Genomic DNA, 13,332 nt, shown 5'->3' with positions numbered 1-13,332 from the left:
GCTGGCAGCACCGCTCACCGGCGGCGCTGCCACATGGTTAAACGCCGTAACGATCGCGATAGGTCTGCACTGCGGTCAGATGTTCCGCCATCTCCGGCTTCTCCCGCAGATAGGTGATAAGATCCTTAAGGGTGATGATGGAAATCACCTGACACGCATAATCCCGTTCCACTTCCTGAATCGCGGAAAGCTCGCCGCGCCCACGTTCCTGACGATCTAACGCAATCAAAACGCCTGCCAGCGACGCGCCCTGCGCGGAAATGATATCCATCGACTCACGGATTGCCGTGCCCGCCGTGATGACATCGTCCACCAGCATGATGCGCCCCTCCAGCGGACTGCCGACCAGACTGCCGCCTTCGCCATGATCTTTGGCTTCCTTCCGATTGAAGCAGTAGGGCAGATCGCGATCGTGATGTTCCGCCAGCGCCACCGCCGTCGTCGTCGCGATAGGAATGCCTTTGTAGGCTGGCCCGAACAGCACGTCGAATTCGATAGCCGCATCCATCAGCGCCGCGGCATAAAAACGCCCCAATAAAGCCAGATCGCGCCCGGTATTAAACAGCCCGGCATTGAAGAAATAGGGGCTGGTGCGCCCGGATTTCAGCGTGAATTCGCCGAACTTTAATACCTGCTTGCTGAGTGCGAATTCAATAAACTGGCGTTGATAGGCTTTCATGACAACTTCTCCTGTGATGATGGATGAATACCCGGCGACAAACCGAAAACCGCGCCCTTCAGCCAACCGACCTTTGCCGTCGACTGAGAAATACCCTCTGACGTAACCTTATGATGACAAAAAACACTCGGCGTTTTGCTCCCCTCAGCGGATAACATCTCAACTCCGCGCCTGACGCAGGGCACATCGCGCTGCCGCAAAGGGCTACAACCCGCCAACATTGCATATTCAGGGATGAACCTACGATGCCGCACAGTGAATGATCGTGCCCAAACGTCAAGCGCGGTGATCCACATCGCCGGCGGTTTTATTCCGACGAAAAAAAAGCGACCCTCCAGGCCGCTTCTTCAAGACGCTTTATTCCGCCAGCGCCGCTTTCTGCGCCTGGATAATCGTTTCAATGCCCCCTCGAGCCAGCGCCAATAGCGCCAATAGCTCGTCGTGGCTGAACGGTTCACCCTCTGCGGTGCCCTGCACCTCAATCATGCGACCGTCTTCGGTCATGACCACGTTCATGTCCGTTTCTGCGGCAGAGTCTTCGACATACTCCAGATCGCAGAGCGCTTCGCCGTTGACGATACCGACGGAGACCGCGGCCACCATGCCTTTCAGCGGGTTTTTCTTCAGCTTGCCTTTAGCAACCAACGCATTTAGCGCATCTGCCAGCGCCACGCAGGCACCGGTGATGGAGGCGGTGCGGGTGCCGCCGTCGGCCTGCAAGACGTCGCAATCCAGCGTGATGGTATATTCGCCCAGCGCTTTCAGATCGAGCGCAGCACGCAGAGAACGGGCGATCAGACGTTGAATTTCCAGCGTACGTCCGCCCTGTTTGCCGCGTGCGGCTTCGCGTGCGTTACGGGTGTGCGTCGAACGCGGCAGCATGCCGTATTCTGCGGTAACCCATCCCTTGCCCTGCCCTTTCAGGAAGCGCGGTACGCCTTCTTCCACCGTGGCGTTACACAACACTTTGGTATCGCCGAACTCGACGAGGACGGAACCTTCCGCGTGTTTGGTGTAATGACGGGTTAACGTGAGCGGGCGTATCTGTTGTGCACTTCGGCCTGTAGGGCGCATGGCTTCTCTCCGGCGGGTGAATGTTGACTGGCGCGCATTATACGGACTTCACCCGGCCCTGCCTACCGGCCCGGCGGATTAAAACGGGCGCGAAGAGCGCCAGCGACGGCGGCCCGAACGGCTGGAGCGACCTGCTTTCGGCATGTAAACTGTTAGCTCGACTTTTCATCAGCCAGTGAATTTACGCCATGCGTGACGCGCGACAAACTGACCCAGATCCTAACACCCCACTCCCCTGGCAGCAGCAGGGAACGGCCCCGGACTACCGTTTCTCTCTCGCCAATGAACGCACGTTCCTCGCCTGGATCCGCACCGCGCTGGCCCTGCTGGCTGGCGCGGTCGCCATCGACCAGTTTACGACGACGCTAGCGTCCCCTGCCGTACGACAGGGGATTGCCGTGCTGTTGGCTCTGGCCGCGGCCTTGATGGCGGGAATGGCCTACCGGCGCTGGGCGGGCAACGAACGGGCGATGCGCAACGGCCTTCCCCTACCCTACACTTCTATGTTGGTCGTCTTCGCCTGCGGACTTGGCGCGGTAGCCATCGCGCTGGCGCTGCTGATCGTGCAGCTGTAGGGTGCCGACGATGCCGTCTCCCCCGTCGCCGCGCGACCCAGGCGTTCAGCCGGAACGCACCGTGCTGGCGTGGTCGCGTACCGCCATCCTGTTGCTGGTCAACACGGCCCTGTTGCTGAAGGCCGGAACATTGAGCACCCAACCGCTGCTGCTGGCCGCCGGTCTTCTGCTGTTGCTGGCGTCGCTGGCGATTTTCATCTGGGTTCCGTTGCGCCTGCGCGCCATCCAGCGCGCGCCGCAGACCCACAGCATACCACCTACGATCCTCATGCGCGGATTCACGCTGACCTTGATTTTGATCGCCTTGCTGATTGCCGGGCATGCGTCATTTTCTCTGCTTTTGGCCCTATAACACGGAATTATCACGCGCCGCAGTCGCACCCAAACGTCTTATTTATCTCTCAAAAACAATTAATTAGATAAAAATTCACCTATACCCTCAGGCTATACCCCACCGACAAACAAGTATTCGTCACCACGCAGGCATCGTGAAATAGTCATAGGCAGAGAACTGGCTCCCGGCAGGCACGAACGACGCAGAAGATGACAACAGCGCAACGTCGGGCCGACACGGTACACAAGCGGTTCGCCGGATGGAAACCGGTTCGCGTCGACATCCCCCGAGCCCCGAAGGTTCTGCCCTATTCCATTAACGATGAGAAACGACATGATGCTGATCCCTCAACCTTACCTGCTTTTCCTTGGCGACGTGACCGACCCTCTGGCGATTAAAACCGCACGCGGCATCCACGCGTGGCGTCCGGAGCAGTGCGTTGGCCAACTGCGCCTGCCGGGCAGCACCCTTTCGCTGGGTCTGGACGATCTGGATATCGCCGCCGCCGCTGAGCGAGGCGCTAAAACGCTGGTGCTCGGCACGGCCAATGCCGGGGGTTTTCTGCCGCCACACTGGCTGGACACCGTACGCGCCGCGATTGAGGCCGGCATGAATGTCGCCAACGGTTTGCACCAGCGTCTGGTTGACGTCCCGGGCCTGCAAGCGCTGGCAGAGCAGCATCAGGTACAGCTGTTCGACATCCGCCACATGCGTCCGGCACTGTCCGTCGGCTCCGGTGAAAAACGCAGCGGTAAACGCATACTGACCGTTGGCACCGACTGCTCCGTCGGCAAAATGTACACCTCGCTGGCGCTGGAAGCGGCGATGCGCGATCTGGGCATGAAGGCGGACTTCCGCGCCACCGGCCAGACCGGCGTGCTGGTCGCAGGCGAAGGCATCGCGATTGATGCGGTCATCGCCGACTTCATCGCCGGAGCCGCCGAAGCGCTGTCCCCCGCCAACGACGAAGATCACTGGGATATCGTGGAAGGTCAGGGTTCCCTGTTCCACCCCTCTTACGCGGGCGTCAGCACCGGCTTGATCCACGGCGCGCAGCCGCACTGGCTGGTGATGTGCCACGAAATGGGCCGTCCGCACATGCGTCATCTGCCGCACCAGCCGATGGTGAGTCTGGAGGAGTGCGTGGATGCCAACCTGCGCGCCGCGCGCGTCACCAGCCCGGAGGTGAAGCTGGCCGGTTTCGCCATCAACACCTCCCACTACACTGAACAGGAAGCGCGTGAGTACTGCCAGGAGATCAGTCGACGCTTTGGCGTGCCGGCGACCGACTCCGTCCGTTTCGGCATGCAGGACATCGCCGCGCTGTTGAAAGAGCAGGAGTAAGCCAATGCGACAGATGCAGATCGAAACCGTGGAATTGCCCCTGGCTCGTCCGTTCGCCATCTCTCGCGGTACGCGCACGGCGGTCACCGTAGTGCGGGTCACGCTGGAAGAACGCGGCTTTATCGGCCGCGGCGAATGCACCCCGACAGCCCACTATCAGGAAACGCCTGAAGGCGTCGTCCGGCAGCTGGAAACGGTGCGGGATGCCGTAGAACGCGGCGTTTCACTGACCGACCTGCAATCTTTACTGCCGCCGGGCGCGGCGCGCAATGCGATTGACTGCGCGCTGTGGCGGCTCAACGCGGCGTTGAACAAACAGACGCTGTGGCAGCATCTGGCCATTCAGTCGCCGCAGTCCGTCATCACCGCCGAAACGCTGAGCCTCGACACGCTGGAAAACATGGTCAAGGCCGCAGCTGACGCGGTATCCCGCGGCGCGCTGCTGCTAAAAATCAAGCTGAACGCCGAGCAAATTGTGGAGAAAGTGGCGGCCATTCGTCAGGTGGCGCCCAACGTGACGCTGATTGTCGACGCCAACGAAGCCTGGGGAGAGCACGATCTGGGGCCGCTGCTTCAGCAGCTCGCCGCCTGCCGTGTCGCGATGGTGGAACAACCGCTGCCCGCCGGAGAAGACGGCGCGCTGGCGGATTTCATCCACGCCATTCCGATCTGCGCCGATGAAAGCTGCCATCACGGCGGAGATATCGCCGCGCTGCGCGATCGCTACGAGATGATCAACATCAAGCTCGACAAGTGCGGCGGCCTGACCGAAGCGCTGGCGATGGTCAATGAAGCCAAGCGGTGCGGTCTGCGCATCATGATCGGCTGCATGCTCGGCTCCTCGCTGGCGATGGAAGCCGCGCTACCGGTCACGCTCAGCGCCATCCATGTTGATCTGGACGGCCCCATCTGGCTGGCGGCGGACAGCGCCCCTTACCTGACCTATAACCTCGGCCGCATTTGGCTATAACCGCATACACCGGAGTGACGATGACGGATACCCAGTCCACAAAGCCGACCACCGCCATAGCATCCGGCAGCGCACCGCGTCCGGTGCTGGAAATCAACGACCTGAGCGTCAGTTTCAACGGCCGATCCGGCAACCATTTGGCGCTGAAAGGCGTTTCGTTCACGCTCAACAAGGGGGAAGTGGTGGCCGTGGTGGGTGAAAGCGGCTCGGGTAAATCGGTGACCTCGCTGACGGTCATGGGCCTGCTGGCCCCCTCTGCGCGCATCGAGCGGGGGGATATTCGTTTCACCACCCGCGGCGGCGAGCAGCACTCGCTGCTGCCCATGAAAGACGACGCTCGCCGCCAACTGCGCGGCCGGGAAATGGCGATGATTTTTCAGGAGCCGATGACCTCCCTGAACCCCGTGCTTAAGGTGGGGGATCAACTGACCGAAGCGCTATTAGATCATCAGATCTGCGATGCGGCCGCCGCCGACGGCAAGGCCCGGGCGCTGCTGCGCAAGGTGCGTATCGCCGACGTCGATCGGGTGATGAACAGTTACCCGCATTCGCTGTCCGGCGGCATGCGTCAGCGGGTGATGATCGCGCAGGCGCTGGCCTGCGATCCGCAATTGCTGATCGCCGATGAACCGACGACGGCGCTGGACGTCACCGTGCAGGCGCGCATTCTCCAAATCCTGCGCGACCTGCAACAGCAAAGCGACATGGCCGTCCTGTTTATCACCCACGACATGGGCGTCGTCGCGGAAATCGCCGACCGGGTCGTGGTGATGTACCGGGGCGAAGTGGTCGAAGAGGGGACGGTCGAAACCATTTTCACCGCGCCGCAGCACCCGTACACCCAGGCGCTGCTGGCCGCCGTTCCGAAACTGGGCGACATGGAAAACAGCCGCTGGCCGCGCCGCTTCCCGCTGCTGGGCCAGAGCCAGAAAACGCCTGAAAGCGACCACATCACCGCGCGTTACGACGCGCCGCCGCTGTTGGATATCCGCGGCCTCAAGGTTTACTACCCGGTACGCACCGGCATCTTGTCCCACGTCACGCACCACGTCCACGCGGTGGAGCAGATCGACTTCAGCGTCTGGCCGGGCGAAACGCTGGCGATTGTCGGCGAAAGCGGCTGCGGCAAATCCACCACCGGACGCGCGCTGCTGCGGCTGGTCGACAGCGAATCCGAAAGCATTCAGTTTCAGGGCAAAGAGGTGTCGCTGATTCGGGACAAAGCGTTTCAACCGCTGCGCCGCAAGATGCAAATGGTGTTTCAGGATCCCTACGCCTCGCTCAACCCACGTCTGACCGTGGGATTTACTATCGCCGAACCGCTGATGCTGCACGGGCTGGTGAAGTCGCTGGAAGAGGCGACGCCGCAGGTGCAGGCGCTGCTGAAAAGCGTCGGTCTGGAGCCGGAGCACGCCCAGCGCTATCCGCATGAATTTTCGGGCGGACAGCGCCAGCGCATCGCCATCGCCCGCGCCATGGCGCTGCAACCGGAAGTGATCATCGCCGACGAGGCGGTGTCCGCGCTCGACGTGTCCATTCAGGCGCAGGTCGTCAACCTGATGATGGATTTACAACAGAAGACCGGCGTGTCGTGGATTTTTATCTCCCACGATATGGCGGTGGTGGAGCGTATCGCCAACCGCGTCGCAGTCATGTACCTCGGGCAGATTGTGGAAATCGGACCCCGGCAGTCCGTGTTTAATCACCCGCAGCACCCCTATACCCGCCGCCTGCTGTCCGCCGTGCCGGTGGCCGATCCCCTGCGACGCAGCGAACGTCAGTGGGACGACAGCGAAATGCCTTCCCCGCTGAAAAAAGCCAGCGAGAAGGTCGCCAAGGCGACGTATCGCCGGGTCGCGCCGCACCACTGGGTCAGTATTCACGAAAACAACGCATAAAAACGCTTATTCGAATCACAACATCACGCAGGAGAGACACCATGCAACTACGACTTCGCCGTTCCACCGTCGCACTCGGGCTATCCCTGTGTCTGGCGGCCGCCGCCCAGGCGCAGGATTTACGCGTCTCCATGTATGCCGATATCACCGGGCTCGATCCGCACGATACGTCCGATACGCTGAGCTACTCCGTACAAAGCGGCATCTTTGAGCGCCTGTTCCAGTTCGACAGCGCGATGAAACTGGTGCCTAGACTCGCCACTGGCTATACCAGCAACGACAACGCGACCGAATTCACCATTACGCTGCGCGACGGCGTGACCTTCCAGGACGGCACGCCGTTTAATGCCGAGGCCGTAAAAGCCAACCTGGATCGCCTGAGCGACCAAAGCAAAGGCCTGAAACGCAACAGCCTGTTCAAGATGATCAAAAGCGTGACGGTGCTCTCGCCGTCGCAAGTCAAAATCGAGCTGGACGAATCCTTCGGCGCGTTCATCAACACGCTGGCGCACCCGTCCGCCGTTATGCACAGCCCGGCGGCGCTGAAACAGTATCCCGACGAAGCCCAGCTGCGCGTACATCCGGTCGGGACCGGCCCGTTCAAATTCAGCGAATGGCAGCAGGGCAAAGACGTCAAGCTGGTGAAAAACGACCACTACTGGCAACAGGGCTGGCCAAAAGTCGACAGCGTAACCTTCTACCCCGCGCCGGAAGACTCTACCCGCGTGGCCTCGCTGAAAGCGGGTCAGACCGACGTGGCCTATCCGCTACCGTCCGATCTGGTGAATACCGTGAAAAGCGACAGCAAGCTGGCCATTCAGAGCGACGCCGGAATTTACCTGTACTGGATCGCGATGAACAACCAAAGCCCGGTGCTGAAAGACGTCCGCGTGCGTCAGGCGCTTAACTACGCCATCAACCGCGATATCTGGCTGAAAGTCAGCTTCGCCGGTTTGGGAACGACCGCCCAGTCGCCGATGGCGCCGAACGTGCAGTTCTTCCAGCCGCAGACCGAAACCAACTACAGCTATAACCCGGCCAAGGCCAAGGCGCTGCTGAAGGAAGCGGGCTACGGCAACGGCCTGACGCTGAAACTGTGGACCACCAACCGCACCGATTACATCCGCAGCGCACAGTTCTTCAAGCAGCAGTTGGAGCAGGTCGGCGTCAAAGTGACCGTCACGCCGATGGACTCCGGGATGCGCGACCAGAAGCTGTGGGGCGTGACCGATCCGAAGAAAGCCGAATACGACCTGTTCTACAACGGCTGGTCTCCGTCTACCGGCGATGCCGACTGGGCGCTGCGTCCGCTGTACGCCACCGAATCCTGGGTGCCGACGTCCTACAACGTCTCTTACTACAGCAGCCCGGCCACGGATAAAGCTATCGCCGACGGTCTGGCCACCGCAGATGCGGGCAAACGCGCCGCCGCTTACGCCGAAGCGCAGAAGCTGATTTGGAAAGATGCGCCCGTCGTCTTCCTGGGCGCGCCGGACAATCTGGTCGGTAAAGCCAAAAATCTGTCTGGCGTTTACATGCTGGCCGATGGTTCGCTGATCTTTGATCAGGCTCAGTTCAAGTAATCACACAGGGGAGCGCCATGTTTGCCTATTTAATTCGACGTTTGCTGGAAATGATCCCGGTACTGCTGGTGGTCTCCCTGTTGGTGTTCGGTTTTATCAAGCTGCTGCCGGGCGATCCGGCACGGCTCTACGCCGGTCCCGACGCCACGGTAGAAGCGGTGGAAACCGCCCGCCAGCATCTGGGGCTTAACGATCCGCTGCCGCAGCAGTATCTCAATTGGCTCGGCGGTTTGGCGCACGGCGACCTGGGCGTGACTTACCGCACCCAGCAGCCGGTACTTAGCGTCATTCAAAAGAGTTTCATGCCGACGCTGTATCTGGCGTTAGCCGGATTCGCCTGGTCGGTGGTGCTCGGTCTGCTGATCGGCGTGCTGTCGGCGCTGAAGCGCGGCCGCTGGCAGGACTGGTCGTTGATGAGCCTGGCCGTGGGCGGCATTTCGATGCCCCCCTTCTGGCTCGGGCTGCTGCTGATCCAGTTCGTCGCCATGCCGTTCGGCGTCTTTTCCGTCGGCGGCTTTAACCAGCCGTCCGACCTGATCCTTCCGGCGCTGACGCTGGGCGCGTCGGTGGCGGCGGTGATGGCCCGCTTTACCCGCTCCGCCTTTATGGAGGTGATGCAGGAAGACTTCGTGCGCACCGCCAGAGCCAAAGGGCTGCGTAGCCGACTGATCGTCTGGAAACACGTCATGCGCAATGCGCTGATCCCGGTCATTACCATGCTCGGGCTACAGTTTGGTTTCCTGCTCGGCGGCTCCATCGTGGTGGAAAGCGTATTCAGCTGGCCCGGCCTCGGTTGGCTGCTGATCGAATCCATCAAGACGCAAGACCAGCCGGTGATTCAGGCGCTGGTGATGCTGTTCGTCTTTGAATTCATTGTGATTAACCTGCTGGTCGACCTGCTGTATGCGGTGGTCAACCCAGCCATCCGCCTGCGTTAGGAGCGACGACCATGACACTGCCTACTGAACCTGCCGTAGCCGCCTCCCCCGTGGACCCGTCGACCATTCGTTCGCCGTGGCGCGACTTCTGGCAAGCCGTACGGCGCAATCCGATGGCGATGCTGTCGGGCGGATTCATCCTGTTTCTCGTGCTGGTGGCGGTATTCGCGCCCTGGCTCGCGCCGTACAACCCGCTGGAGTCGGACTGGATGGCGCTAGCCTCTCCCCCGTCCGCCAGCCACTGGATGGGCACGGACGATCTGGGCCGCGATGTGATGAGCCGCATTATCTTCGGCGCGCGCATCTCGCTCTATATCGGTATTTTCTCCGTCACGCTGGGCATGCTGGCGGGCATCGCGCTGGGTCTGCTGGCGGGCTACTACGGCCGCTGGGTCGACATGCTGATCATGCGCGGTTCGGACGTTTTGTTCGCCTTTCCCGGTATGCTGCTGGCGATCGCGGTCGTGGCCATCCTCGGGCCGGGGCTGAACAATGTGATTATCGCCGTCGCCGTGTTCAGCGTGCCGGTCTTCGCCCGTATCGTGCGCGCCTCGACGCTGTCACTGAAGCAGGCGGCCTACGTCGAAGCGGTGCGCTGCGCCGGTGCGCCTGACCGCATTATCCTGCTGCGCCACATCCTGCCCGGCACGCTGTCCAGCGTGATCGTCTATTTCACCATGCGCATCGGCACCAGCATTCTGACCGCCGCCAGCCTGAGCTTCATCGGTCTGGGACCGGAACCGGATGTCCCCGAGTGGGGCAACGTGCTGGCGATGAGCCGCAGCATGATGATGGCCGGACAGTGGCACGTCAGCGTATTCCCCGGCCTCGCCATTTTCTTCTCGGTGCTGGCATTCAACCTGCTGGGCGATGCGCTGCGCGACACGCTTGACCCCAAACTCAACGGGTGAGGAGGCGAATATGAGCGCTTATCAACAGGCGCGGCTGAACGCGCTGCTACAGCGCTGGCGGGATGAACGCCAACTGGGCACCCCGCGATTTATGAGCGGTCCGCACAATGCGCTCAGCGATGTGCCCGGCGTTCGCGTTGGCCACAGCACGCTGGCGCAGGGCGAGATACAAACCGGCGTCACCGCCATCGTGCCGCCCGGCGGCAACCTGTTCGTCCATCCCCTACCCTGCGGCGCGGCGGTGCTTAACGGCTTCGCCAAACCGGTGGGATTGGTGCAAATAGAAGAGCTGGGACAGCTGCACACCCCGATCCTGCTGAGCAACACGCTGGCGGTCGGGACGCTGTTTACCACGCTGGTGCGCGACGCCATCCGCCGCAACCCCGAGTTGGGCCGTTCACTGCCGACCGTCAATCCGCTCGCACTAGAGTGCAACGACGGCTGGCTCAATGATATTCAGGCGCTGGCCGTGACCGAAGCGATGGCGCAGTCGGCGCTCGACGATGCGGCTACGGCCTTCGCTCGTGGCAGCGTCGGGGCCGGACGCGGGATGAGCTGTTTCGGCCTCAAAGGCGGCATCGGCACAGCATCGCGATACATCATCGATTTGGACGCAACGCTCGGCGTGCTGGTGCTTGCGAATTTTGGCACCCTCGCCTCGCTGACGCTGGACGGTGTCCCGATGGGACAAGCTATCGCTCCGCTCCTGCCCGAACTGGCGCCACAGCGCGATGCGGGATCTATCATCATTATTATGGCGACAAACGCGCCGCTGGACGCTCGTCAGCTCAGCCGTATCGCCAAACGGGCGGGCGCGGGTCTGGGACGGCTGGGCAGTTACTGGGGTCACGGCTCTGGCGATATCGCCGTCGCATTTTCTACCTGTGCGACACCGGAGCCGCCCGACGACGAACGGCTGGAGCCGCTGCTCAGCGCGGCGGCGGACGCCACCGAACATGCGGTGCTGGACGCGCTGTTACAGGCAGAGCCCGTCACCGGCTTCCGCGACCATTTCCGCCCGGCGCTACCGCAGGTGCTGGACAAGCTGGCGCAACACATTTTTGAGTGAGGAAATTATCATGAGAGTCTTTATTTCAGCGGATATCGAGGGCGTTGCCGGCGTGATGCGCCCGGAGCAGTGCAGCCCCGGCCACCCGGAATATGCGCTGGCGCGCGCGCTGATGGAACAGGAAGTCAATGCCGCCATCGAAGGCGCCTTCGCCGGCGGTGCCAGCGAAGTGGTGGTCGCCGACAGCCATGCGTCCATGACCAACCTGCGAGCGGACAATATCGACCCACGCGCCCGTCTGGTGCAGGGCAAACCGCGCGGACTGTCAATGGTGGAAGGTCTACAGGAAAGTCCGTTCGACGGGCTGATGTTCATCGGCTATCACAGCGCCGCCGGGGAGCTCGGCGTATTGGCGCACACCATCAACAGCCGGGCCTTCTACCGCGTCAAAATCAACGGCGAAGTGATGGGAGAAAGCGATATTTACGCCGCAGCGGGCGCAGAGCTGGATACGCCTTTGTGGCTGGTTAGCGGCGACGACGTCTTGCAGCAGTGGATTAAACGCTACTACCCCGCGACCGGCTACGCCTGTGTGAAACGCGCTATTTCCCAGACGGCGGCCGAGTCCCTGAGTCCGGAAGAAGCCCGCAACGCCATTAGCCAGGCGGCGACCCACGCCGTCCAGCAGGCGCATCAGGAGCAAACGACGCGTCTACAGCCGCCTTATCGTCTGGAGATTATGGTGGCGAAGCCGGTGATGGCCGACCTATTCTGCCTGATCCCCCACGTCGAGCGGGTAGATGCGATCACCGTCAGCTACAGCGCGCCTAATATGGCGGAGATCATCAATCTGCTGTGCGCATTCTCCTATCTGGCCTCGACCCAGAACTAAATCCAACGCTCGGTCTGACGACATCGTCAGGCCGATACGCAGACAGGGAGCGCGGGCAAATCACAACGCGCTCCGGCTCCCGACGAGGAACATCATGAAACCGGTGATTGTGATCCACGGCGGCGCTGGCGCTATCGCCCGTGCCGCGATGAACAGTGAGAAAGAACAGCGCTATCGCGCCGCGTTGCAGGAGATCGTCCGCAGCGGTCAGGCCGTGCTGGCTCACAACGGCAGCGCGCTGGATGCGGTCACCGAAGCCGTACGGCGGCTGGAAGAGTGCCCCCTGTTTAACGCCGGCAAAGGCGCGGTATTGACCCACGAAGGCACACACGAGCTAGACGCCAGCATCATGGACGGGCGGACGCTGGACGCGGGCGCCGTGGCGGGCGTCAGCCACATCCGCAACCCGATACTGGCCGCGCGCAAGGTGCTGGAACACAGTCCGCACGTCATGTTTACCGCCGAAGGCGCGGAAAGCTTCGCCCAGCAGCACGGTTTGGAGATGGTCGAGTCAGACTTCTTCTTCACCGACGACCGCTATGAGCAGTTGCTACAGGCGCAGGCGAACGGCGGGGGGATCGTGTTGGATCATGACGGTGCAGGCAACCTATCCGGCGGCGATCCGATTGATCCGCACCATAAATACGGGACGGTCGGGGCCGTGGCGCTGGATGCGGCGGGCAATCTGGCGGCCGCGACATCCACCGGCGGCATGACCAACAAGCAGATCGGCCGCGTGGGTGACTCCCCCGTCATCGGCGCGGGCTGCTACGCCAACAATCGGACCGTCGCCGTGTCCTGCACCGGCACCGGCGAAGTGTTTATGCGGACGGTAGCCGCCTACGACGTTTCCGCGCTGATGGAGTACGCCGGGCTGCCGCTGGCGCAGGCAACCGAACGGGTCGTGATGAATAAAGTGCTGGCGCTCGGCGGTAGCGGCGGCCTGATCGCCGTCGACCATGCGGGCAATATCGCGCTGACCTTCAACAGCGAAGGGATGTACCGCGGCTATGGCTACGTCGGCGCAGAACCGGTGGTCGAGATCTATCGGTGAATGTAAATGCTCGCCCCCGATGGGGCGAGCGCGTTCATCCGTCAGGAAGCCGGTAGCATCCGTCTTCCGCC

The 13,332-nt window shown here is 61.9% G+C and carries 13 protein-coding genes; 11 read left to right on the top strand and 2 right to left on the bottom strand.

What is annotated here, in order from left to right; genetic code table 11:
- Positions 1-37: 37 nt before the first annotated feature.
- Positions 38-679, bottom strand: coding sequence for an orotate phosphoribosyltransferase (pyrE, locus tag BLU64_RS10385; protein ID WP_026743906.1), 642 nt, complete (start codon positions 677-679; stop codon positions 38-40).
- A gap of 357 nt (positions 680-1,036) precedes the next feature.
- Positions 1,037-1,753 carry a ribonuclease PH gene (gene rph / locus BLU64_RS10380; RefSeq protein ID WP_026743905.1) on the bottom strand — a complete coding sequence of 239 codons (717 nt, stop codon included), beginning with the start codon at positions 1,751-1,753 and terminating at the stop codon, positions 1,037-1,039.
- Between the two features lie 188 nt (positions 1,754-1,941).
- Here rph and BLU64_RS10375 point away from each other — a divergent pair, with 188 nt between their 5' ends.
- From BLU64_RS10375 to BLU64_RS10325, 11 genes are all read left to right on the top strand, one after another.
- A complete protein-coding gene (locus BLU64_RS10375; RefSeq protein ID WP_026743904.1) occupies positions 1,942-2,328 on the top strand; it encodes a YidH family protein in 387 nt (128 codons plus the stop codon).
- Between the two features lie 10 nt (positions 2,329-2,338).
- Entirely contained in the window at positions 2,339-2,680 is a 342-nt protein-coding gene (locus BLU64_RS10370; RefSeq protein ID WP_026743903.1) for a DUF202 domain-containing protein, read from the top strand.
- Between the two features lie 318 nt (positions 2,681-2,998).
- Positions 2,999-4,006: an N-acetyltransferase DgcN gene (gene dgcN, locus BLU64_RS10365; RefSeq protein ID WP_074728678.1), complete on the top strand. Its 1,008-nt coding sequence runs from the start codon at positions 2,999-3,001 to the stop codon at positions 4,004-4,006.
- Between the two features lie 4 nt (positions 4,007-4,010).
- Entirely contained in the window at positions 4,011-4,976 is a 966-nt protein-coding gene (gene dgcA, locus BLU64_RS10360; RefSeq protein ID WP_026743901.1) for an N-acetyl-D-Glu racemase DgcA, read from the top strand.
- A gap of 20 nt (positions 4,977-4,996) precedes the next feature.
- Positions 4,997-6,874, top strand: a complete 1,878-nt coding sequence (locus BLU64_RS10355; protein ID WP_074728618.1) for an ABC transporter ATP-binding protein — start codon at positions 4,997-4,999, stop codon at positions 6,872-6,874.
- A gap of 41 nt (positions 6,875-6,915) precedes the next feature.
- Positions 6,916-8,457, top strand: coding sequence for a glutathione ABC transporter substrate-binding protein (locus tag BLU64_RS10350; protein WP_026743899.1), 1,542 nt, complete (start codon positions 6,916-6,918; stop codon positions 8,455-8,457).
- 17 nt (positions 8,458-8,474) lie between these two features.
- On the top strand, positions 8,475-9,395 hold the full coding sequence (locus BLU64_RS10345; RefSeq protein WP_074728616.1) for an ABC transporter permease: 921 nt from the start codon (positions 8,475-8,477) through the stop codon (positions 9,393-9,395).
- 11 nt (positions 9,396-9,406) lie between these two features.
- Positions 9,407-10,306 (top strand): ABC transporter permease subunit, encoded by a 900-nt coding sequence (locus tag BLU64_RS10340; protein ID WP_026743897.1) that lies wholly within the window; start codon positions 9,407-9,409, stop codon positions 10,304-10,306.
- Between the two features lie 10 nt (positions 10,307-10,316).
- Positions 10,317-11,375 carry a DmpA family aminopeptidase gene (locus BLU64_RS10335; RefSeq protein WP_074728615.1) on the top strand — a complete coding sequence of 353 codons (1,059 nt, stop codon included), beginning with the start codon at positions 10,317-10,319 and terminating at the stop codon, positions 11,373-11,375.
- A gap of 10 nt (positions 11,376-11,385) precedes the next feature.
- Positions 11,386-12,207 (top strand): M55 family metallopeptidase, encoded by an 822-nt coding sequence (locus BLU64_RS10330; protein WP_074728613.1) that lies wholly within the window; start codon positions 11,386-11,388, stop codon positions 12,205-12,207.
- Positions 12,208-12,298: 91 nt separating this feature from the next.
- A complete protein-coding gene (locus BLU64_RS10325) occupies positions 12,299-13,261 on the top strand; it encodes an isoaspartyl peptidase/L-asparaginase family protein (protein ID WP_175527812.1) in 963 nt (320 codons plus the stop codon).
- Positions 13,262-13,332: the final 71 nt, after the last annotated feature.

Origin of the sequence: Lonsdalea quercina (assembly GCF_900107885.1) — a bacterium.
In the GTDB taxonomy this organism is placed as follows: domain Bacteria; phylum Pseudomonadota; class Gammaproteobacteria; order Enterobacterales; family Enterobacteriaceae; genus Lonsdalea; species Lonsdalea quercina.
Note: the sequence above shows the minus strand (reverse complement) of the source record. Positions and strands in the feature narration are given on the sequence as shown.

Coding starts and splice junctions, on each gene's coding strand:
- BLU64_RS10350 (WP_026743899.1), top strand. CDS start 6,916: ATGCAACTACGACTTCGCCGTTCCACCGTCGCACTCGGGCTATCCCTG.
- dgcN (WP_074728678.1), top strand. CDS start 2,999: ATGCTGATCCCTCAACCTTACCTGCTTTTCCTTGGCGACGTGACCGAC.
- BLU64_RS10355 (WP_074728618.1), top strand. CDS start 4,997: ATGACGGATACCCAGTCCACAAAGCCGACCACCGCCATAGCATCCGGC.
- pyrE (WP_026743906.1), bottom strand. CDS start 679: ATGAAAGCCTATCAACGCCAGTTTATTGAATTCGCACTCAGCAAGCAG.
- BLU64_RS10340 (WP_026743897.1), top strand. CDS start 9,407: ATGACACTGCCTACTGAACCTGCCGTAGCCGCCTCCCCCGTGGACCCG.
- rph (WP_026743905.1), bottom strand. CDS start 1,753: ATGCGCCCTACAGGCCGAAGTGCACAACAGATACGCCCGCTCACGTTA.
- BLU64_RS10370 (WP_026743903.1), top strand. CDS start 2,339: ATGCCGTCTCCCCCGTCGCCGCGCGACCCAGGCGTTCAGCCGGAACGC.
- dgcA (WP_026743901.1), top strand. CDS start 4,011: ATGCGACAGATGCAGATCGAAACCGTGGAATTGCCCCTGGCTCGTCCG.
- BLU64_RS10330 (WP_074728613.1), top strand. CDS start 11,386: ATGAGAGTCTTTATTTCAGCGGATATCGAGGGCGTTGCCGGCGTGATG.
- BLU64_RS10375 (WP_026743904.1), top strand. CDS start 1,942: ATGCGTGACGCGCGACAAACTGACCCAGATCCTAACACCCCACTCCCC.
- BLU64_RS10345 (WP_074728616.1), top strand. CDS start 8,475: ATGTTTGCCTATTTAATTCGACGTTTGCTGGAAATGATCCCGGTACTG.
- BLU64_RS10335 (WP_074728615.1), top strand. CDS start 10,317: ATGAGCGCTTATCAACAGGCGCGGCTGAACGCGCTGCTACAGCGCTGG.